The following is a 19,615-nucleotide window of genomic DNA, read 5'->3' on the forward strand; positions in this document are numbered from 1 at the left end:
GAAAATGACAATAAAACAGGATGATATCTTTTCACTATTTGATATTGAAGTGGAGACTAAAAAAGTTGACCTTAATAAAATGAATGATATAAAGGAAAATAAACCAAAGCTAAAGACTGATACTAATTCTAGTTCTACAAAGAGTTCAACAAATAAGAAAGATAACTTTAAATTAACAAGTAAAACCATTATTCGGTTTGGGATGAATGAATATCCAGTTACTAATTATTTCTCCAAGGACGAAATTGAAAGAGGACTTCCATCTAAAAAAACGTCTGAGGATGGAGAAATTGAATATAAACCTATTAGTGAAGAACAACTTAGAAAGAAATTAGAAAAAGACTTTCCAATCTTAGTACCTAAATATACCACCTTGGTATATGTAGAAAAACAAGATGTGGTTATTCCTATTATGCAAGCAAAGAAAAATGGCAGCATGGATAATAAAGAGTTCTCTTTCGAGGACTCTTCTTTAAAACAACAAAAAAAGAAGATTCCATTTCAAATCTTATTAGATTTTATCCATATTGCTAAGTACTTTTCAGATAATCACGGTACTGAAGTATTTGCTAATATTTACTTTGATCATGACACTGAGGAATTTTTTATGGATATTCCTTCCCAAAGAGTTAGCAGATATTTAGTCACTATTACAGAAGAGGCACAAGAGACCGCTCTTAAACTCATAGAGAGAAGGTATTCAAAGGTAATGGAAATACATTCACATCATATTTTAAGTCCTACACCGTCCAAAATAGACGATGACAACCAGCGTGCTCCTATTTTATATGCCATTATTGGTAATATTAATGGATTATTCCCTGATGTGCTAGTTCGTACATTCAATAAAGAATTAAATGAACATATTATTATAGATAGTAGCAAAGTATTTGAATTTACATTGACAACTAAACAAAAGGTAAATGGCTATGATCTAACTGTAGTGGAGGTTGAATAGATGCAACCTATTTCTATAGATTTAAGCCGCTCTTATCAAAGTGAAGTATATTATCAGATTCTAGTTATAGGCGCAGGAGGTACTGGAGGAATTGTTATTCAGCAATTGTGCCAAATGTTAAGTATGTTTGAGATATCGGCAAAGTTAATAATTGCTGAACCAGATATTTATGAAGAAAAAAATAGAAATAACCAACTATGCTTAGCAAAAGATGTAGGTAAAAATAAAGCAGATGTCTTAGCTAAAAGGTATCGTGCTGCTTATCAACTAGACATAGCCACTTACACTGGAGGTTATGTAGAAGACACTAAAACAATAGACACATTGTTCCAACTCAATTATGAAAGAATTCCATATAACTATAGAATAGTCCCTATTCTTATTTCTTGTGTTGATAATAACTATTCAAGAAAGATATTCCATGAGTATTTTAACACCGCTCAGACCCTACTATATTTTGATGTAGGCAATGAAAATGTTATCTTACCAAAGGATCACAGAAATAGACCAATTGAGTCCTGGACGAAAGAGGAATTGGAAGAATATAAAGATTCAGGTTTCACTGGACAAATGGTTTGTGGTTTCAAGTCTGATTGGAAAATACTTCCAGAACCAATAGGTACGTTATATCCAGATATTTTAGAGGACAATGATGAAATAGCTCCTTCTCAATTAAGTTGTCAGGAACTAGCTGCATCCAATCCTCAGAGATTAATAACTAATCGTTATAGTGCTATATCTGTAATTACTGTACTGAATGAAATATTTGAAACTAAAAGTCTATCAACTCACAGGATTCTATATCATGCAAAAAGAGGTTATATGAAGAGTGAACCGATTTTAGGATAAAAAAAGTAGCACAGACATAGAACTTGTTTGTGCTACTTTTTTATTTTACTCTTTGCTATTATCCAACTTTGCTTTTCCAGACCCTATCAATATATCAATTTTGTCTCCTTCTTTGTAGTTATTAAATTCATTTTCTGTCACCAATATATCATAAGGCTTTTCATTAACAAATATTTTAAAGTATAAGTTAATTTCTTCTTTTGATGTTGTGATTGGTACACCTGCAGCTGTCATTACAGGATCAAGTTCCATTACTGTTTTTTTATTAGCAAATTTACTGGCTAACTCGACCTTATATTTAACGCTAGTTGATTCGAACTTATATCCTTCATAAAAATAAAAGCACATAGTTATTAGCGAGAGTATCCCTACCACCCAAAAGAATGGAGTTAAGAAATTTCTAGTATCCATCATTCATTTCCTCTTTTCACTAATATACAGGCGCATTTAATAAAATTCTTTGGAAATTTTCGGAATAGATTATTCTTGATTGATTACCTCTTTTATTTTCCAACAGGTCTCAGCTACGCCTTATAAATAAAACATTTTATCAAACAAAAAATAAACTAAATAAAGTAATAATGCCCCACTCCCCCACAATATCCCAACAACTGCTCCAATTAAAGCAGAAATAACCAAACGATCGAAAATAGCCATTAATATCCCTCCAAGCTAAATAAAAATCCAAAAATTTTAAACAAGCTTTCTAAATATCTCACTACGTTTGTGAGTTGCATTCACAGCTCCAGTTTTCTTTCCCTTTCTTCTAGTTTAGTTTTTTAATTTTCATAAAGTAATTTCCATTCCTCTTTTATTTGGAAGTTCGTGTAATATTTTCTATAGTAGTAAAAGTTTGGTTTGTCTTCTAATTGTTCGAATACATGCAAGAAGTTAAAGTACTCAGAAAGATAGTATATTAAAGATGGTTTGTCTCCTCTTAAATTATTCTCTGCATACATTGCTTCAGGTACATTGTGAAGAGAATCTGCTAAATGCCAATTTACAGCTAACTGAAAATCAATGAAATCTTTATTCATACTTTCACTATTAATTTCTGATGTTGACCTAAAAAACATCAAGCCATTTAGTAAAACTGATGAAGCCATTTCTCTTAGTTCTTCAATTGAAAATGTTTCTAAATTTTTACGAATTTTTGCTTTTATTTCCTTATTTCTATTTATTTTGCTAAAAATAAAATCCATCCAATTGATTGGTTCTTTTTGGTTATATTGAGTAGATCGAAGTTTACTTTCACTGGAGATTTCCTGCCTAAATCTCTTGAATTTTTTCATTTTCATTCCTCCAAAAGTTCATCAAAGTTTTCTTCACTTGTATCAAAGAACTCTTCTCCAACGGTCATAGTTTTAAACAATTTACCTGTTTTTGCTTTTTCTTTTATCATCCCTTCAATACGGTTAAATATCATGTTTCTTTGAACGAGAGGTAAAGTGTTTTTCATCGTTACATTTAAATAGAGGTCACCTATAGAATTTTTAATGACAAAAATGTCCCCTATCTTGTCGAAACCATTCCAGAATGATTGGGTAATGGTCCATACCTCTACATTGTTATTTACAACTGAAATATTCATAAATACATCTGGAAAAAGGAAGTGTGTATCTTCTATATTCGCTAATATTCCTCCCTCTTTATTTTGATTCGGTAAACTTATTTCTCTTCTATCCCGTTCATCTTGAAAGGCAAGTTGTACACCCAAAACGGTTGTATAAAATGCATAGTTCAATAAAGTAGGAAGAATATTTTCATATTCTATTACTAGTTTTGCAGTTAATTTTCTATGTGGTTCTGTAATTAATGTATCCTCTACACTTTCACCTAAGACCTGACGGAGCATATCAAAAGTTTGTTGTTTAAGGTTGGCATTACTTTGTTCAAATATTTCATCATCTTTAAATATCTCTTCTAGATTGTTTAATATTTCCATCCCAATAAAATATCCATTAAATAAAAGAGATTTTGATACTTTAAATAGATGATTCTCATATTCCTTAATTTTCTCTGCGTCCATAAATTGTTCAAGGTGTATACGCACATATTGGTTCAAAAGAAAAAAATCTTTGTTAAACTCTCCATTTGTTTGATAGTGTAACATCAACATTTCCTCTGTTTTTTGCTGAATTTCTTCTAAAGTTTTCATTTTTCTTTTCCTCCTTGGGATTCTTCATAAAAAGGATCTGATGGCTCATCAGTAATATATTTCCAAGCACCATCTTCTTTATAAATAGAAGTAATAAAATAATTAATTCCTTCTGTACTTAATACTTTGCGATAAAAGTACCCCTGTCTTTTAAATCTATCTAAGTTTACTACTGTAATATCATAAGACTCCCCTTTGACATTAGCTTGTAAATAGGAATCTTGTATTGATTTGAAAATATTTATGGCATCCTGTTTTTGTGGTAATTCTTCAACGGTCTGAATACTACCATAGTCTAAAATAAAGTTATAGAAGTCCTCAGAAGAAATTTGCAGAGATTGGAATTTGTATAAGATATCGGCTGCATACCTTGCAAACTCCTCTGGATCTTCATAAGAAGATTTTACTTCCACTTCTTTCTTATCTAGTATTTTGACAGATTCACCGTCCAATTCAGCGACAACCTCATCTAAAGGCCGTACCTGATCCTTATAGAATGATTCTAAGTCCTGGGATTTACTATCAGTTTCAGTTTCTTCATGTGTATCCTTTGTGTCATTTATTTTTTTCGCTTCCTTAACAAATGGATCATTACTACAACCTGAGAGTATGATAAAACCTGAGATCAAAAGTGAAGAGTAAAATGGTTTATATCTCATAAAAAACTCCCTTCCTTTATTTCTTTTTTCTCTTGTTCTGTAAGAAAATCAACAAGTTCCGCTGTATGAATAGTCGAAGAATTTCTAAAAACATTCATAAAGAACTGTTTAACATTAAAAATTCTAATTCGATCCCCATGGAAAGAAACTGGGACATTGATGTTTTTATTTATACATAAGCACAAAGTTTTAAGATGATCCTTGTGAATGCTGGAGTGTATGCTAATATAATCCTGTTTTCGTTCCCCAAACAAAATAGCAGCAATTATGATAGCTTCCTTATCAATTAATGATGGATCAACACGATAACTAAATATCTTATGGTCTTTAATGTACCAATTGCTTAGGAAGAATCCTAAAGCATTACTATGAATAGTGAATTCTCCTTTTTTGAATTGCACTGACACGCTATTTTCTAATTTGTATTCTGCTAATAAGTTAGATAAATAAAGAATTTTTTTCTTATTAAATGGAACTTTAAGTTTTCGCGAACTTGATTGTATTTCTTTTTCTCCTTCACTTAAGAGGGACGCAGTAATAACCTTGTTAATAAAGCTGTTTTCCCTTTCCATTAATCAACTTCTCTCCCTAAAAAAAGAACCCAGAATAAACAGCTCTTTTATAGAACTGTTTATTCTGGGTTCTTCCCATTGAATGATTTATTTAAATGTATTATAGCCTATAAAGTTATTATATTTCAACCTATTATTAATATGATTCTAATTAAGTTTTAGATGCTTTTCATACTCTTCGTTAACTTACTTAAATAGATAGATACAGTTTGTTCTTCTATACCCATAATCAAAGCTATACGTTGGACTGCGAGTTTTTTATTAATATATAAATAGTAGCACAGAGCTTTTCTAATAGTTGTTAACTGCAGGTTTTGATTAATATCATAATCCTTTTGTATATTTTTTAAGTGATAGTGTATTCCCATAAAAGTAATAGGTATTATTCTATTATTTACTGAATCCGTATAAGTGAATAGATACTCTGACTCGTTTAGTAAATTATTATAATAAAACTCAAGAAAAATACTTGCATCAATGTTATCCAATGTAATGACTCTATTGGAAAGATTAATCTTAATTCTATCATCGATTATAGAAACATCATCCTTTTTAAACTTAAATTCGGAGGCTTTTAATCCTTCCATAGCAAGTATAAACAATGCTTTTCGCTTTGCTGAATAATTGGTATTTGCTATTACAAGTTCCTTTACCTTAAGTAAATCTTCATAAAACAAACTAATATCCAGGTGTTTTTGTACCTTTAGTCTTTTTATTTTTGCTGCTGGATCAATAGGTACTTTGTTTCTTTCCCATAAATAATCAAAGTAGGATTTTAAAATGGCCAACTCTTTATTAATTGTGGAGATTGCCTTCTGATTATCTCCCTGAGTTGAAAGATAGTCTCTTATATCTTTAGATTTGATTTCATATAATTCTATTTTCTTTTTATAGAGTTGTCTTAGGAATGAGAAGAATTGATTTAAAACAAGTTCATAACTCGCTATAGTAGTTTCACTATAATTCTTTTCTTCTAAAAACGAAATAAAACCATCATACTTCATCTTCTATCCCCCTTTTAAAAACTATATAGTAATTTCAACTTATAATCTCTACTTCGAGAATTTTATTTACTTAGTCCTTAGTATATTTTAGTATAAATTATGGATAGTAATATGTCATTTTAATCTAACGTTTTTAAAAGGGAAATACCCATTAATGATGTGTATTGGTTATTTATTTTAAAAAAGCTTAGAGTATATATGTACTCTAACGTAATTATTAAAAGATAACATGTCATTAAGGGATATCCGCCAAAGTAAAAATGGAACACACAATAGTAAGTCGGTCCATACGGCACGACTTTTTAATTTGACTTGAAAAAACCAAGAAACCGTCTTTTGCTTTTAGCAAGACGGTTTCTTAGTTTTTGATACAAAATAAGGGAAATAGGTTTAAAATTGATTCTATTGAGTGTATTTTTATAGTGAATTTCTTATTGTTCCAGTTGTTTTTGACGCAGTACCTGAGATTATTTCTATCCTATACTCCTTACCTTTTTCCATCCAATAATCTAGCGTAGCTTCGCCACCCTCTTCGAACAAGGTTAAACCAGTACCACCCATAGTTACCCAGTTATTACCGATTTTTTCTTGCACATCTAAACCTGCAACCCCAGTTGAATAAAGCTTTATTTTACCATACTGACCTTTACCAACCACAGCTCCTGACACCGCTTTCCATTCAGGCGGACTTATAGTAACACTTGATGAATTTGCAGCATATGCAGTTAAATTCACATATGGGGTAGATAGTTCGTTACTTGCTGAAGTTAGTTGGCTTTCAGTATTTCCTGATGCGGCAAAAGTTGGAATAGCAGAACCACCTACAATAGCTATTGCTGCAGTAGCACTCAGAACTAGTTTCTTAATTTTCATTTTTGAGAACACTCCTTTTTAATATTTTTTTAACCGTGAGTTACAATGTACTTATTCTACTTTTGGTATTAAATACCTTTTTGAAAAATGTTAATTATTTGGAAAATTGTAAAATGAGTAGATATTACTATGGTTTTATGACAATTAAAAAAGAAGGCTATAGCTTCTCGCGCCAGGCTAAGTCCTATCAGAAAATAATCCATACAGCCAATTCTTCATTACTATTACAAAACGATTAACAAAGAGATTATTATAAACAAGTAAGTATCCGCCGGTAGAACCGGCGGTTTTAATTTCGCCCTATAAGGGCACTTTACCAACGAAGCCCCTAAAGGGACCTCTAAATTGACCGCCAACCGTTTACTCTCCCTACTTATCTTTAAATGGATCGACGTATTCTCGTTTGCTCATATTATCTCGCAAACGGTCCTCTGCTTCTTGCTCTCGTATATACTTTGCAATTGTTTTTTCGTTTAATCCAACCGTACTTACATAATATCCTTTCGCCCAAAACGTTCGATTACCATGATTATATTTTAACTTTGCATGTCTATCATGGATCATCAATGAACTTTTACCTTTTAAATATCCCATGAAATACGAAACAGACATTTTCGGTGGTATTTTTACCAGCATGTGTATATGATCTGGCATGGCATGTGCTTCCATTATTTCTACATCTTTCATTTCACATAGTTTTCTCAAAATAGCACCTATATCTTTTCTTAATTTCCCATATACTACTTTCCTTCTGTATTTGGGAATAAATACGATATGATACTTACAATTCCATCTTGGTCGAGTAGATAAGGGGAGTTTCACCCCAAATCTCTCACAGAACCGTACGTGATAGTCTCCCATCATACGGCTCTTGTCATCTCACTGGCATATAGCCCACTTTCCAATGGTAGAATCTTTCCGGATTTGACATTGCTATACGGGGTACAGCCAACATTTCGGAAATTTTGTACGCTAAGCAAATTTTGACACAAAAAAAGCCAAATACCTGTACGTTAAGGAATTTGGCTTCAGATACAGATTAATTTTTATTTAAGGGTCTTAGCATATTAGCTGGTAACCTATTTGAATCAAACTTATATTCGCCAAGAAGATTAATATGTTCCCAACCTAGAGGTGAAATATGTGGGAGTAATTCTTCTTTTAAGGCATCATGTTTCTTTAATTCTTTTGTTGCTTCACCCAAATACACTGTATTCCAAACGCTAATTGCATTTATTAATATATTTAAAGCACTAGCTCTTTGTAATTGATCTTGCATGCCACGTTCTCTGAATTCCCCACGTTTACCAAAAAATAAGGCTCTAGCCAATCCATTCATGGCTTCTCCCTTATTTAACCCACGATGTATCCTTCTTCTTAATGTTTCATTCGTAATATAGTCAAGAATAAAAATTGTTTTTTCAATTCTTCCAATCTCTCGAAGAGCTGTGGCAATTTTGTTTTGTCTTGCATACGAACCTAATTTCCCCATCATTAATGATCCAGAAACTCTTCCTTCCCGAATTGAATGGGCCAGCCTTAATACATCATCAAAATTTTCTTTAATAACCTTCGTGTTAATCTTTCCCCGTAGTATGACTTTTATACTCGGAAAATCATCAGGAGACGTAAGGGTATATAATTTTGCGTCGCTTATGTCTCTCAATCTTGGAGCAAAGCGAAATCCTAATAAATGACTTAATCCGAAAACTTGATCCGTATAACCAGCTGTATCTGTGTAATGCTCCTCAATTGAAAGGTCGGATTCATGGTGTAATAATCCATCTATCACGTGTACGGCATCTCTCGCATTCGTGTTGATTACCTTTGCATAAAATGAAGAGAAATGATCACTTGTAAATCGATAAATGGTTGTACCTTTTCCCGTTCCATAATGTGGGTTTGAATCTGCATGTAATGATGATACACCGACAGGAACACGCATACCATCTGAAGATGAAGTTGTTCCATCTCCCCAATATGAAACCAAAGAAAGACGGTGCTGATAATTTACTAACGTTGCTTGAGCACGATTCATCGCATCTTCATGTAATCTCCATTGCATAACATTAGCCATCTGGCGATATGATATATCGGGAGTAGCCTCTGCCATTTTAGTTAATCCAATATTTGTACCCATAGCCATTAACGTTGCCATTATAACAGATTTTTCCTCACCTTTAGGTGCTTGATTGGAAGAAGCGTGAACAAAGGACTCCTCAAATCCAGTCCATTCAGCTACTTCCATTAATAAATCAGTGAGTTTAACTCTTGGAAGCATTTTATAAAGAGATAAGCTAAAATTTCTAGCTTCTTCAGGTGTATCTGCTTGTAATCTCTCAACATGTATCTTTTGTTTTTTTATGTTGATACTTTCGATATTATCAATATTTTTGGAAATCCATTTAAGTTTCGTATTTAAAGTTTCATATCTTTCTGATATATACTGATCAAAATTCACATTAACAGCTATATTAGTCCCTTGAACTTTTGCTTTTCCCCAATCGTCTTTTGGCACTAGATATTCTTCAAAATCCTTATGTAATCGACTACCTTCAACCCAAACATCACCAGAACGGATATAGTTTTTGAGTTCTGTTAAAGCAGCCATTTCATAATATTGACGGTTAATGTTTCCTTCATCATCAAAGACATGCTTTTGCCAACGTTTAGGAACAAAATTCAAAGGCGAGCCTTCAGGTACTTTCCTTTTTCCAGAATTATTTAACTCACGTATAGTGCCTAATGCTTTTAATAAAGGTTCTGCTGATTTAGTAGATTTGAATTCTAAAGAATCCAATAGGCTTGGAGTATATTTCCTTAAATAGTTATATCGTGTTTTTATTAAATCAAGATAATCGTAGTCCATTGGTCTTGATAATAATTTAGCTTCTTCAATCGATTCTACAATTTTTTCCCAAGGCATTACCTGCTCTAATGCCAAATAAGGATCGATCCCTTCCTCTTTGGCTTTAATTAAAGCCGTTCCTATATCTGCATAATGCACAACTTTTTCATTTACTGACTTTCCATTTTGTTTTTGCATTTCTTCTTGACTTTTTCTACCTTTTGCTTGTAACACCATCATTTGTCTATCATGAATCTCAATGGCATGATCAGTTAAGTCTTGGGAGAGAGTGATTAAGTGAGCAACTAATAATGCATATCTTTTATCTTCTTTAAATCTTCTAAAAGAATGGGGTTCATATCTCGCCCCAATTCGTGCTAATTGTAAAAGTCTATTGGGGTGGATTAATCCCGTATCAGCTGCAATGTTCATTTCTTTAATGTACTTTAATCTTTTTATTACCTTTAAAAAAGAATCCGGTGACGACTGTCCGGGAATTTCTCTAAGCCAAGCTAATTGAGTTTTATTATTATTTACCGTTAAATCAATCAGTTTTTCTAGTTCACGTTTATTTCTTTCAGAAAGATTACTTATTAGTTTGGCATATATTTTTTTCTCTGCACGTGTTCTAGCTAACCAAACCATCCTCTCGATTGTTGGTTCAAATTCTGATAAATTATTAAGGTTTAATATTTCTTTTCGCTGTTCTGGTGACAGCAATTCTTTCACACTCAAGTTAAATCAATCCTTATAATTAATTTTGAAATTCCTTAATTTCCCTATTCAAAAATTCTGAATCATGTTCTGATAAGCAGTAGTAAGAAGCAAGCTCCCATTCGCTTAGGAGGGATCATTACCTCTTGTCGTTGGTCTATTGTAAGAATTTCTTTTCCATGCAAGATTTTCACGCTTTTCTTTGGTTTTCATACTCCTTTACCCTTCGATAAAAAGTATTAGGCTTTAAATTAAGACGCTTCATTCCTTCCGTCGCAGTGATTAATCCAGACTTCCATTCCGAATACACTCGAATGAAGTCCTCATTAATTTCGTACTTACGACGCCCGAATCGTACACCGTTATTCTTGGCCACTTCAATTCCTTCTGCCTGACGCAGCTTATTTTTTTTACGTTCTTGCTCAGCGACATAGGAAAGTAAACTTAAAAATTGGTCTTCCATTAATTTTCCAAGATCGCCCATAGTTCGAAATTTCCTACTATCAAAAAGGGTTTCATTTTCTAGGACTACAATATCTGCATTCAGCTCCCGAGTAATATACTTCCATTCCCGAATGATACCATCGTAATCCCTTCCTAATCGGTCCAGTGCATCAAGGTACAATAAATCCCCTTCCCGAATAATTAGAAGCATCCCTTGATACTGTGGTCGGTTAAAATCCTTTCCACTTTGCTTGTCAATAAAGATATAACGTTCTTCAATTCCAAGCTCCCGAAATTTTTTAAGCTGTCGTTCCGGGTTTTGGTCCTTAGCTGAAACACGAGCATATCCAATCTTCAAAATTAATAACCCCTTTCCCCTTTCTATAAAACTATTTATCAATATATGTCAAAAAGTATATCAATAAATTGAAATGTTTCAAAATTAAAAAACACACTTTATGACACGGTAATATTAACTGTTTTCTAACGTGTCACAAAGTATGCTTTTTGACAAAAATTATTAAAGGGGGTAGCGTTGGTGGGACCCCGTACTGGGGAAACGTAAAAACAGGAGTAGCAAAAGCTACTCCTGTTTTTTTAAAGCATCTACAAGTTGCTTAGCGTCCAACATTGACATGCCTTTTTCTTCTCTTAGATACTTTATAGTCTTAATGTCACCAAGAGTTTTCAATTTCTCCTGTGCTAAGGCAATTAATTCATCATTGTTTTCACTAGGCTTTGCAGTTTCCTTTCTTAAAACTTTAACCTTATTAGTTAAAACAACAATATAAATTAAGAACGCTACATTAAGAATGAATGATGTGATTAAACTCCAGATCAAAATGATACTCCTATCATTTTAAAAACCACATTCATTCCTTACGTTTGTAAAACCTGATAATTCCGCAATAAGGGCTGAGGGAGTTGCTACTTTTTCACCTGCTGTTGTAGCACCTACCAGTAGTTTTGCAGTTTCCCATGCTCCTCCCAATGCTTTAACATATTTCTTTATCTTAGTAAGTCTTGCAATCGGTATTGCATTCATAACAAGCAATTCGCTAATTGCCAAACTACAACTCCATACACTTTGTGTGCGAATTCTAGGTAAGGTCTCCATAAAATATTTTTTGATTTCTTCTGGGGATCCTTTTTCCAATAATTCATCAGGAATATGCTCGATAGCATCTAGCGCCGGTAAAAGTTCATCTGCGGTTGCTCTGCTCATTGGTGGGTTTTTTAGATTAACATTGCTTTCTACACTCTTAATTATACCACCTTCCAGTAATTTTTTTTCAATGTATGATTCATTCCTGAAAGTTACTCTTGTTTTCCGAAGAAATTATTCCCTCTTAAATAGTAAGTAAGATATATTGTAAAGTATAGAAAAATGTGTAAATTTAGTGTAGTATTTTAATAGTGTAAGAGAAAAAAGAGAGAAGAGGTAAACCTATGGAAAAACTTTTAAGGAAACTCGGGTTAACGATCATGGTAAGTGTTCTGTTATTTAGTGGTGTATTAGCATTTGTACCAAATGTATTTGCAGCAGAAGGAATTAATGAAGTTTATGAAGAAGGAGATGCAGTATGGGAAGATAACTATGATGAAGAGCCAATAAACGCCGCTGAAAGATATGCCTCTGATAGATATAGTGCAGAAGAGATAGCTATACTTTCTCAAATTGCTTATGAAAAATCTATTAATGAGAGTGAGGCTGGCGAAGGGAAAATCGTTCCGTTTGGAGCTAAATCAAAAGCTGTTATAAAAGTTTCTCAGTTACTTTTAAAAGGTGGAGATGAAGTTATTGATGCAGCTAGAGCCTTCAAAATTATTGATTCTGCCACTGCAAGAACATTTAAAAGCAATAGTGTAAAGATAGGGAATTTTTTGAAGAAGTTTGAAAATGCAGGGGCCAACGCAGCTAATGAAGTTCGTACTCAGCTTCCTGTATGGTTTAAAGATAACACAAGGGTTAGCAAAGGAGTAGCTGAAAATATATCAATCGCTGTAGCTTGGGCAATTCGCGGTGCTGATTGGTTATTTTTTTAGGAGTGAAATAGTATGGAAAATGAAACTGTTAGTGAATGGTTAGGAAGTAAAGGATTATCTAATACTGATATTGATTTCATTGAAACAATTTTGACTTTCACATCCACAGCAATTGTACTAGAGTCTAAAACAGAAGATATTAACAAAAAATTTCAAGCGACTTTTCCGGAAAAGAAAGCAAAAATCATGCCTGATTTAACCTACCAACAGTTTGAAGAAATATTACAAGATAATGGTTTGTCAGTCAATTTAAGCGAACTGTTGAAAAGGTTTAGCTCACAAGGTATTTGTGTGGAACTCTGTGAAAAATTGTTAAGAAAACAAGATGATAATTAACGGGATTAAAAATCTAAAAAAGGAAGCAAAGCGCTTCCTTTTTTTGTTACATATTCTAGCCTATCTTAGGCTAACTAGGGATACCAACAAAACCGATATGAACATTTTACTGTTGGACCCCTTAAAGTAAGGAAAATCGAATTTTATCATGTCGAAATTTGCTTAGCGTACAAAATTTCCGAAATGTTGGCTGTACCCCTATACGATACAAAAGATGTTGTGATTTTATATAGCTTCGTCTAACCTTTTTCCTTGTTCTTACTAACCATCTTGTCAATGTTAGATTCACATAATTTATACCTTGTCTAAATGCTTCACTTGGAGTGTATTTCATAAAGTAATTCATCCATCCACGAATGATGGGATTTAGTTTTTGTGACAGCAGCACTATATCAGTTGTATTCATTTCCTTTATTACATTTCGGATTTTCTCTCTAAAGTTTTTCCCAGCTTCTTTACTGACCGCAGGTGTAAACCCCATAAAGTATATCCCCTTTTGGCTCTTAACCATTCTCTGCCTAAAGCAATATCCCAGAAAGATAAATGAATGATTATCTGATTCCAACTGCCTATTATCTCTTTGACAGAAAACGATTTTGCTTTTCTCAGGATGTATTTCCAAACCAGCATAACCCATCTGTTCTATCAATCTGTCAAGTACATACTCCGCTTGTTTTCTGCTAACACAATGTATCAGTCCATCATCTGCATATCTCTCCCATGGACAATTTGGAAAATTTCTTACCATCCAATCATCAAACATATAATGCATAAATAGGTTCGCAAGAACTGGACTGATTACTCCGCCTTGAGGGGTTCCCGATTTTCTTTCAAAAATCTCTCCGTTTGGCATTTGAATGGATGTATTTAGGCATCTTTTAATATATAAAATAATCCAATTATCTTTCACATGATACGCTATCAATCTCATCAATCGTTCATGTTCTATATTGTCAAAGAGTCCTACGATGTCAAACTCTACAACCCATTTCATACGAAAACATCGTTTTCTCGCTTGTCCCACTGCGTCCAATGCAGATTTTCTTGGACGATAACCATAGGAATCTTCATAGAATATTGGTTCCACTAATGGCTCTATCCGATTTCTCAGAACCATCTGTGCCACACGATCTTCGATCGTTGGTATTCCTAACAGTCTCATTTTCCCATTCTTCTTTGGTATTTCCACTCCACGCACCGGCTTAGGAAAATAGCTTCCCGATGACATTCTATTCCAGAGCTTATAAAGGTTGTTTTTCCAATCTTTATCAAACTCATCTATTTCTATGCCATCTACCCCACCTGCGCCTTTGTTTGCCTTGACTGCCTTATAGGCATTCAGTATTTCATTCTGTGAAATCCGAAATGATTTCCCCTCTTTCATAAAATCCTCCCATTTTTTTTGGTTGTAATATTCAAGAAGTTTAATGACAGAACCCCTTCGCTCCACTGACATTACATCAGCTTCCCCACTACTACGAATTCTTCCGCACCTGTACTGCTCATCCCTACTTTCATACTCGCATATTTGTAAGCTTGTATTTTTCGGTTAACATAGCAATACAAGATTCTCCTGTTCCTCCCAAGAGCCTATGCCACACTCCTGTAACCTCAACACCGACAGCCATCTATCCAGTAAACAGGTTTCCGATAGATTTATCCCAGCGTCCACACAATACTCTGGTTTTGACTATACTTGTAAGTCTTAACGATGCTTCATCAGTTCTTCACTCTCGTTCAGCTTTGTGGCACCCAACTGACAGTTTCTTTACTGCCTTTTCCTCATACGCTCAATACCATAGCTTTTGACTACAGCACCTATGGGTGTTTTGCAATCTACACCTGTATGTCGATTGCGGAAGACCTACTTCCATCTCTTAGAAAGCATTGCTTTTGGGTTACTATAATTCTTTCAGCATCCTCTAGCATTCAGGACACACTATGTGATAAACTATTGTCGCTCGACATGAGCAGAACTCCTCTCGTTATTTGAAGTTGGTTTGACGGCCATCTTCTATTATAACGATTGGAGTTTTTTTCTAATACGACTCTACAAGTTTTATTTTCACACAGGCAGAGCCTGTGGTTTAAAAAGAGTAAAGTAAGTATCCGCCGGTAGAACCGGCGGTTTTAATTTCGCCCTATAAGGGCACTTTACCAACGAAGCCCCTAAAGGGACCTCTAAATTGACCGCCAACCGTTTACTCTCCCTACTTATCTTTAAATGGATCGACGTATTCTCGTTTGCTCATATTATCTCGCAAACGGTCCTCTGCTTCTTGCTCTCGTATATACTTTGCAATTGTTTTTTCGTTTAATCCAACCGTACTTACGTAATATCCTTTCGCCCAAAACGTTCGATTTCCATGATTATATTTTAAATTTGCATGTCTATCATGGATCATCAATGAACTTTTACCTTTTAAATATCCCATGAAATACGAAACAGACATTTTCGGTGGTATTTTTACCAGCATGTGTATATGATCTGGCATGGCATGTGCTTCCATTATTTCTACATCTTTCATTTCACATAGTTTTCTCAATATAGCACCTATATCTTTTCTTAATTTCCCATATACTACTTTCCTTCTGTATTTGGGAATAAATACGATATGATACTTACAATTCCATCTTGTATGTGATAAACTATTGTCGCTCGACATGAGCAGAACTCCTCTCGTTATTTGAAGTTGGTTTGACGGCCATCTTCTATTATAACGATTGGAGTTTTTTTCTAATACGACTCTACAAGTTTTATTTTCACACAGGCAGAGCCTGTGGTTTAAAAAGAGTAAAAAATCAATAAAAAAAGACTAAGTACAATTAACTTAGCCTTTTTTATTTAAAAGTACCTCTTTATATGCTTACCAGTATTGATCCAACTAGAGTAAAAATAGATACTATTACAATTGTATTCAAAATAACGTTTTCAGATTTTTTTGTTTTAAGTAAAAACATTAAAACCACCTCAGTTCATTTATGTACCTTTATTATAAAACAATATGACAGAATTTTCAATCTATTATATTATTCTTTAAAGGATTATTTAGAAAGTTTTGAACCGAGTATTTGCCCTCTTCAAGAATTCTTTCCTGTTCCCTTAGCGCTAGTTCATATTTTTGCTCCGTTTCAGCTATTTCTTCTTTTATACTATTTAACTCTTTATAATAGCCATCAATCTTTTCTTTTAATAACTCAGTCTTACTTTGAACAGCAGCTTCTTGCTTTTCTTTAAGTTGTTTATCTACTTCTATATTAATAAGTTCTTCTTTAGAATCATTTTTAAATCTACTAAAAAAACCTTTTGGTTTTTTCTTTAATGAAGCAACTAAAATTTGGTCTTGCCTTTCCAAGAGATAATTGCTCATAGAATCATTTTTAAGTTCAGTAACCTCGGATTTAGCATCAGCAATTTTTCTATCAATGTTTACTGACTCAATTCTTAAATTACTCAACATTTTCTCATATGATAATAACAAAACCGTTTGCTGCTGCATTTTTACTAACAATTGATTATTAAACTTATAAGAAGCTTCAACAAATTGAGATAACTTTTTAAGATCGTCATATAAAGGTGTATTTTTACTAGAAGGAACAGTTGTAGTTTTATGACCTAACTCAGTTAGTATTTCAGTTGTAGACAACCCCCCTATATCTATTAATATAGAGACTAAATGAATTTTAAAGATAGTATAATAACTTAATTTATAATATCTCCCTTGTTTTTCCGGCTTTATATAAATATCACTTAGCTCATGTCTTAAGTAATATCTTATAGTTGCATCAGCACGTCCAATAAATTTACTTGCTTCTACTGTATCGTAAGTTCGTTCATTACTCATACTTAAAATTTTTTCAGTCCAAATATAATCTTCTAATTCACGAATAATAGCAACATTATAAAGAGGATCAAGTTTAAATTCATCTTCTAATAATTCTCTCATAGAAATTTCACTCATTCACCGCACCTCCTACCACATTATATTGTCAAAAATGACACTTTACAATTGATTTTACACGGAAAGAACCAAAAAATCAAAGGAAGTAAACGATAATTTTACATACCATCAATGCAAATTACGCTTACATAAATCATCATCTTACAGCAATTCTATATAAACTTTATAAAATACTTTTGTAAGCATTACGTAAAATAAATATAATGTTACATAAAATTTATATCATAAATACGTAAGGCTTACATAAGTACATAAGATTAATATATAAATTACATCATTATTACGTAGTGTTTTCATTGGTAAAACCCATAGAGTACGTTAATTTCATGTTAATATACACTTTATCTATAAAACTCAACGTAAACATCACATAAAACAACCATTTACATAAACTTTCTCTTATAAAGAATGCGCTTTCCAAAAGAATTCAAGCGAATAGGGGAAACAAATAGATTATAATAGTATTATTGACTATAAATTAAGGAAGTAATGAGATGAATAATTATTTAACGAAAGAAGAAATTGATATAAATAAAATCTATGATTATAATTTATATCCTGACAGGATCAGTGGTAGATGCGACAATTGTAATATGGCACATTTTAAAAGTTCTATATCAAAGGGGAAACTACTTAGGGAATGCCGGAACTGTTCAATGAAAAAAAGTATCTAAGTCAAAAAAAAGCAAAGAATAGGACGATTCTTTGCTTTTTTTATCTTATTTTAATTCATTCTCATTTATTTGTTGTAAAATATCATCAATATCTATATCCTCATCATCAGTAGAAGAGGCTATTTCTCCAACCGATTCTTCAAAAAGATCTTCCACTCCTAGTTCTGCAGCCAGTTCAGAAAGATCAAAATCATCCTCTTCGTTAGTTTCACTAATTTGCTCAATGCCTTGGGACATATAGGTTATTTGTTTTTGTCTTTCTTTAAATTCGTTATATTCTTCCACTAATCCCTTAGCCAATCGCTTAGGAAATGCCTCCGCTTTAAAAAATGTATAAACAGTTACAGAAAAATCATTTTGTTCTTCAATATAACCAGAAAAAACAGTACCGTTTAGGGGTAATTTATTAATAATTTCATCTCTAGCATCATCAATAAAAGAACTACCAACTTTTAATTTTGAATCAATAATAGCTAAAATCCCTATATGGTGAATTTTGGCCATTTGATTTGTCTCTGGATTAATCAATTCTATAGGATCGTGAAAGCTATTTTTATCGAGAGACTCAGAAAACATTTTATTAATATCATGACCATTTTTTATTTCAGAAGCAGGTTTAGTTACCTTACTTATGAATAAACAACCTTGATGTTCTAAAATTGTTCTTCTAAAATCAGCACTATCAAAAGTAACCGAGGTTCCACCACCAGTAGTAGCAGTATTTAGTTCATGAAACTCTTCAACTAGTTTAATATTTGCATAGTCTCGGTAATTTTCAATTCCTTTTCTCTCATTTTCTAGTAAACTATTGAACTCTTCATACATTAGTTGGTTATCAGGATAGACTACAAATGCTACACCTTTATTAGGGTTTTTGGCAATATCGTCAATTTTTTTAGTGAAATTATTTACTTGTCTTAATACATCAGGACCATCCGCTCTAGTAGGGATAGTAGCCACTACACCAATCTTTGTAAATCGTTTACGAGCAATTTTAGTAGCTTCAATTAAGTATTTTTTTGGCTCTTTTTTTATTTCATCTATACCATATTTTTCTTTTAATTTATTAAACTCTTCTTGAATTTTAGGTTTATTGTTATATTCATAAAATTCTTCAATTGCCTTTACGATAGTAGAGGTACCCGTTCCGCCACCTAGACCAGCAAAAAACATTACTAAGTCGTCAGTCGGTCTAACTCTATCTTTTATGAAACCTTTTAGTTGTTCTTTAACTTTTTCATTTGTTTCTAAAATTTGCATTGCCTCTTCAGGATTTTTACCTAAACCACCCAGCTCTAGACTCTCTCTATTATTGGGAGTGATGTGCTTTAATCCCGCTAAATCACCATCATTACTGTTTAGTGCTAAACAATTATATACAGAAGTGCCATCAGCATTTTTTATAGCTGCAAATTGATCTGCCATTCTTGAACCGGCTTGTCCAAACCCAACCATAGTTATGTTAATAGCAGGTTTATTTTTTGTGAACGTTTTAGCCATTATCTCATCTCCTTATTT

21 protein-coding genes are annotated in these 19,615 nt (G+C 32.9%); 4 read left to right on the forward strand and 17 right to left on the reverse strand.

What is annotated here, in order from left to right; genetic code table 11:
* Positions 1 to 4 precede the first annotated feature (4 nt).
* The gene (locus tag NSQ92_RS24840) at positions 5 to 958 is read left to right on the forward strand and encodes a hypothetical protein (RefSeq protein WP_016204961.1); all 954 of its coding nucleotides are present in this window, start codon (positions 5 to 7) and stop codon (positions 956 to 958) included.
* Positions 959 to 1,807 carry a ThiF family adenylyltransferase gene (locus tag NSQ92_RS24845; protein ID WP_341123825.1) on the forward strand — a complete coding sequence of 283 codons (849 nt, stop codon included), beginning with the start codon at positions 959 to 961 and terminating at the stop codon, positions 1,805 to 1,807.
* Positions 1,808 to 1,852: 45 nt separating this feature from the next.
* Here NSQ92_RS24845 and NSQ92_RS24850 read toward each other — a convergent pair whose 3' ends face one another.
* The 13 genes from NSQ92_RS24850 to NSQ92_RS24910 all read right to left on the reverse strand — a co-directional run bounded on the left by NSQ92_RS24850 (position 1,853) and on the right by NSQ92_RS24910 (position 12,304).
* A complete protein-coding gene (locus tag NSQ92_RS24850; RefSeq protein ID WP_341153310.1) occupies positions 1,853 to 2,221 on the reverse strand; it encodes a hypothetical protein in 369 nt (122 codons plus the stop codon).
* 117 nt (positions 2,222 to 2,338) lie between these two features.
* Positions 2,339 to 2,464 (reverse strand): hypothetical protein, encoded by a 126-nt coding sequence (locus tag NSQ92_RS24855; protein WP_341118176.1) that lies wholly within the window; start codon positions 2,462 to 2,464, stop codon positions 2,339 to 2,341.
* Positions 2,465 to 2,586: 122 nt separating this feature from the next.
* Complete coding sequence (locus NSQ92_RS24860; RefSeq protein ID WP_341123827.1) at positions 2,587 to 3,099, reverse strand: hypothetical protein; 513 nt, start codon at positions 3,097 to 3,099, stop codon at positions 2,587 to 2,589.
* Positions 3,100 to 3,101: 2 nt separating this feature from the next.
* Positions 3,102 to 3,965 carry a hypothetical protein gene (locus tag NSQ92_RS24865; RefSeq protein ID WP_341123828.1) on the reverse strand — a complete coding sequence of 288 codons (864 nt, stop codon included), beginning with the start codon at positions 3,963 to 3,965 and terminating at the stop codon, positions 3,102 to 3,104.
* Entirely contained in the window at positions 3,962 to 4,624 is a 663-nt protein-coding gene (locus tag NSQ92_RS24870) for a hypothetical protein (RefSeq protein WP_144545548.1), read from the reverse strand. The genes NSQ92_RS24865 and NSQ92_RS24870 overlap by 4 nt, the downstream gene beginning before the upstream one ends.
* Entirely contained in the window at positions 4,621 to 5,196 is a 576-nt protein-coding gene (locus NSQ92_RS24875) for a hypothetical protein (protein WP_047943199.1), read from the reverse strand. Before NSQ92_RS24875 ends, NSQ92_RS24870 begins: the two co-directional genes overlap by 4 nt.
* A 158-nt stretch (positions 5,197 to 5,354) precedes the next feature.
* On the reverse strand, positions 5,355 to 6,200 hold the full coding sequence (locus NSQ92_RS24880) for a tyrosine-type recombinase/integrase (protein ID WP_171510392.1): 846 nt from the start codon (positions 6,198 to 6,200) through the stop codon (positions 5,355 to 5,357).
* A 417-nt stretch (positions 6,201 to 6,617) separates the two neighbouring features.
* Positions 6,618 to 7,073: a hypothetical protein gene (locus NSQ92_RS24885; RefSeq protein WP_341123829.1), complete on the reverse strand. Its 456-nt coding sequence runs from the start codon at positions 7,071 to 7,073 to the stop codon at positions 6,618 to 6,620.
* A 369-nt stretch (positions 7,074 to 7,442) separates the two neighbouring features.
* Positions 7,443 to 7,934, reverse strand: coding sequence for an IS200/IS605 family transposase (tnpA, locus tag NSQ92_RS24890; RefSeq protein WP_445669277.1), 492 nt, complete (start codon positions 7,932 to 7,934; stop codon positions 7,443 to 7,445).
* 178 nt (positions 7,935 to 8,112) lie between these two features.
* The gene (locus NSQ92_RS24895; RefSeq protein WP_445668883.1) at positions 8,113 to 10,566 is read right to left on the reverse strand and encodes a Tn3 family transposase; all 2,454 of its coding nucleotides are present in this window, start codon (positions 10,564 to 10,566) and stop codon (positions 8,113 to 8,115) included.
* A 259-nt stretch (positions 10,567 to 10,825) separates the two neighbouring features.
* Complete coding sequence (locus tag NSQ92_RS24900) at positions 10,826 to 11,437, reverse strand: recombinase family protein (protein WP_047185750.1); 612 nt, start codon at positions 11,435 to 11,437, stop codon at positions 10,826 to 10,828.
* A gap of 225 nt (positions 11,438 to 11,662) precedes the next feature.
* Positions 11,663 to 11,920 (reverse strand): hypothetical protein, encoded by a 258-nt coding sequence (locus NSQ92_RS24905; RefSeq protein ID WP_061794319.1) that lies wholly within the window; start codon positions 11,918 to 11,920, stop codon positions 11,663 to 11,665.
* An 18-nt stretch (positions 11,921 to 11,938) separates the two neighbouring features.
* Positions 11,939 to 12,304, reverse strand: coding sequence for a hypothetical protein (locus NSQ92_RS24910; protein WP_061794320.1), 366 nt, complete (start codon positions 12,302 to 12,304; stop codon positions 11,939 to 11,941).
* Between the two features lie 224 nt (positions 12,305 to 12,528).
* Here NSQ92_RS24910 and NSQ92_RS24915 point away from each other — a divergent pair, with 224 nt between their 5' ends.
* Together NSQ92_RS24915 and NSQ92_RS24920 are read left to right on the forward strand one after the other, a co-directional pair.
* A complete protein-coding gene (locus tag NSQ92_RS24915) occupies positions 12,529 to 13,125 on the forward strand; it encodes a hypothetical protein (protein WP_047185752.1) in 597 nt (198 codons plus the stop codon).
* Between the two features lie 12 nt (positions 13,126 to 13,137).
* Positions 13,138 to 13,461: a hypothetical protein gene (locus NSQ92_RS24920; protein ID WP_047185753.1), complete on the forward strand. Its 324-nt coding sequence runs from the start codon at positions 13,138 to 13,140 to the stop codon at positions 13,459 to 13,461.
* A gap of 121 nt (positions 13,462 to 13,582) precedes the next feature.
* On the opposite strand, the gene ltrA is transcribed toward NSQ92_RS24920, so the two are convergent.
* The 4 genes from ltrA to NSQ92_RS24945 form a co-directional block, all read right to left on the reverse strand.
* Positions 13,583 to 14,845 carry a group II intron reverse transcriptase/maturase gene (gene ltrA, locus NSQ92_RS24925; protein WP_341123832.1) on the reverse strand — a complete coding sequence of 421 codons (1,263 nt, stop codon included), beginning with the start codon at positions 14,843 to 14,845 and terminating at the stop codon, positions 13,583 to 13,585.
* Positions 14,846 to 15,671: 826 nt separating this feature from the next.
* Positions 15,672 to 16,127 (reverse strand): IS200/IS605 family transposase, encoded by a 456-nt coding sequence (tnpA, locus tag NSQ92_RS24930; RefSeq protein ID WP_095330205.1) that lies wholly within the window; start codon positions 16,125 to 16,127, stop codon positions 15,672 to 15,674.
* A gap of 351 nt (positions 16,128 to 16,478) precedes the next feature.
* Complete coding sequence (locus tag NSQ92_RS24935) at positions 16,479 to 17,423, reverse strand: hypothetical protein (RefSeq protein ID WP_341123833.1); 945 nt, start codon at positions 17,421 to 17,423, stop codon at positions 16,479 to 16,481.
* A 719-nt stretch (positions 17,424 to 18,142) separates the two neighbouring features.
* Positions 18,143 to 19,597: a cell division protein FtsZ gene (locus tag NSQ92_RS24945; protein WP_341123834.1), complete on the reverse strand. Its 1,455-nt coding sequence runs from the start codon at positions 19,595 to 19,597 to the stop codon at positions 18,143 to 18,145.
* Between the last annotated feature and the right edge of the window lie 18 nt (positions 19,598 to 19,615).

The sequence above is a fragment of the Niallia sp. FSL M8-0099 genome, assembly GCF_038006945.1.
Lineage (GTDB): Bacteria > Bacillota > Bacilli > Bacillales > Cytobacillaceae > Niallia > Niallia circulans.

Excerpts from the sequence above, each read along its gene's own strand:
- NSQ92_RS24840 (WP_016204961.1), top strand. The coding sequence starts at position 5 with ATGACAATAAAACAGGATGATATCTTTTCACTATTTGATATTGAAGTG.
- NSQ92_RS24845 (WP_341123825.1), top strand. The coding sequence starts at position 959 with ATGCAACCTATTTCTATAGATTTAAGCCGCTCTTATCAAAGTGAAGTA.
- NSQ92_RS24850 (WP_341153310.1), bottom strand. The coding sequence starts at position 2,221 with ATGATGGATACTAGAAATTTCTTAACTCCATTCTTTTGGGTGGTAGGG.
- NSQ92_RS24855 (WP_341118176.1), bottom strand. The coding sequence starts at position 2,464 with ATGGCTATTTTCGATCGTTTGGTTATTTCTGCTTTAATTGGAGCAGTT.
- NSQ92_RS24860 (WP_341123827.1), bottom strand. The coding sequence starts at position 3,099 with ATGAAAAAATTCAAGAGATTTAGGCAGGAAATCTCCAGTGAAAGTAAA.
- NSQ92_RS24865 (WP_341123828.1), bottom strand. The coding sequence starts at position 3,965 with ATGAAAACTTTAGAAGAAATTCAGCAAAAAACAGAGGAAATGTTGATG.
- NSQ92_RS24870 (WP_144545548.1), bottom strand. The coding sequence starts at position 4,624 with ATGAGATATAAACCATTTTACTCTTCACTTTTGATCTCAGGTTTTATC.
- NSQ92_RS24875 (WP_047943199.1), bottom strand. The coding sequence starts at position 5,196 with ATGGAAAGGGAAAACAGCTTTATTAACAAGGTTATTACTGCGTCCCTC.
- NSQ92_RS24880 (WP_171510392.1), bottom strand. The coding sequence starts at position 6,200 with ATGAAGTATGATGGTTTTATTTCGTTTTTAGAAGAAAAGAATTATAGT.
- NSQ92_RS24885 (WP_341123829.1), bottom strand. The coding sequence starts at position 7,073 with ATGAAAATTAAGAAACTAGTTCTGAGTGCTACTGCAGCAATAGCTATT.
- tnpA (WP_445669277.1), bottom strand. The coding sequence starts at position 7,934 with ATGGGAGACTATCACGTACGGTTCTGTGAGAGATTTGGGGTGAAACTC.
- NSQ92_RS24895 (WP_445668883.1), bottom strand. The coding sequence starts at position 10,566 with ATGGTTTGGTTAGCTAGAACACGTGCAGAGAAAAAAATATATGCCAAA.
- NSQ92_RS24910 (WP_061794320.1), bottom strand. The coding sequence starts at position 12,304 with ATGAGCAGAGCAACCGCAGATGAACTTTTACCGGCGCTAGATGCTATC.
- NSQ92_RS24915 (WP_047185752.1), top strand. The coding sequence starts at position 12,529 with ATGGAAAAACTTTTAAGGAAACTCGGGTTAACGATCATGGTAAGTGTT.
- NSQ92_RS24920 (WP_047185753.1), top strand. The coding sequence starts at position 13,138 with ATGGAAAATGAAACTGTTAGTGAATGGTTAGGAAGTAAAGGATTATCT.
- ltrA (WP_341123832.1), bottom strand. The coding sequence starts at position 14,845 with ATGAAAGAGGGGAAATCATTTCGGATTTCACAGAATGAAATACTGAAT.
- tnpA (WP_095330205.1), bottom strand. The coding sequence starts at position 16,127 with ATGTCGAGCGACAATAGTTTATCACATACAAGATGGAATTGTAAGTAT.
- NSQ92_RS24935 (WP_341123833.1), bottom strand. The coding sequence starts at position 17,423 with ATGAGTGAAATTTCTATGAGAGAATTATTAGAAGATGAATTTAAACTT.
- NSQ92_RS24945 (WP_341123834.1), bottom strand. The coding sequence starts at position 19,597 with ATGGCTAAAACGTTCACAAAAAATAAACCTGCTATTAACATAACTATG.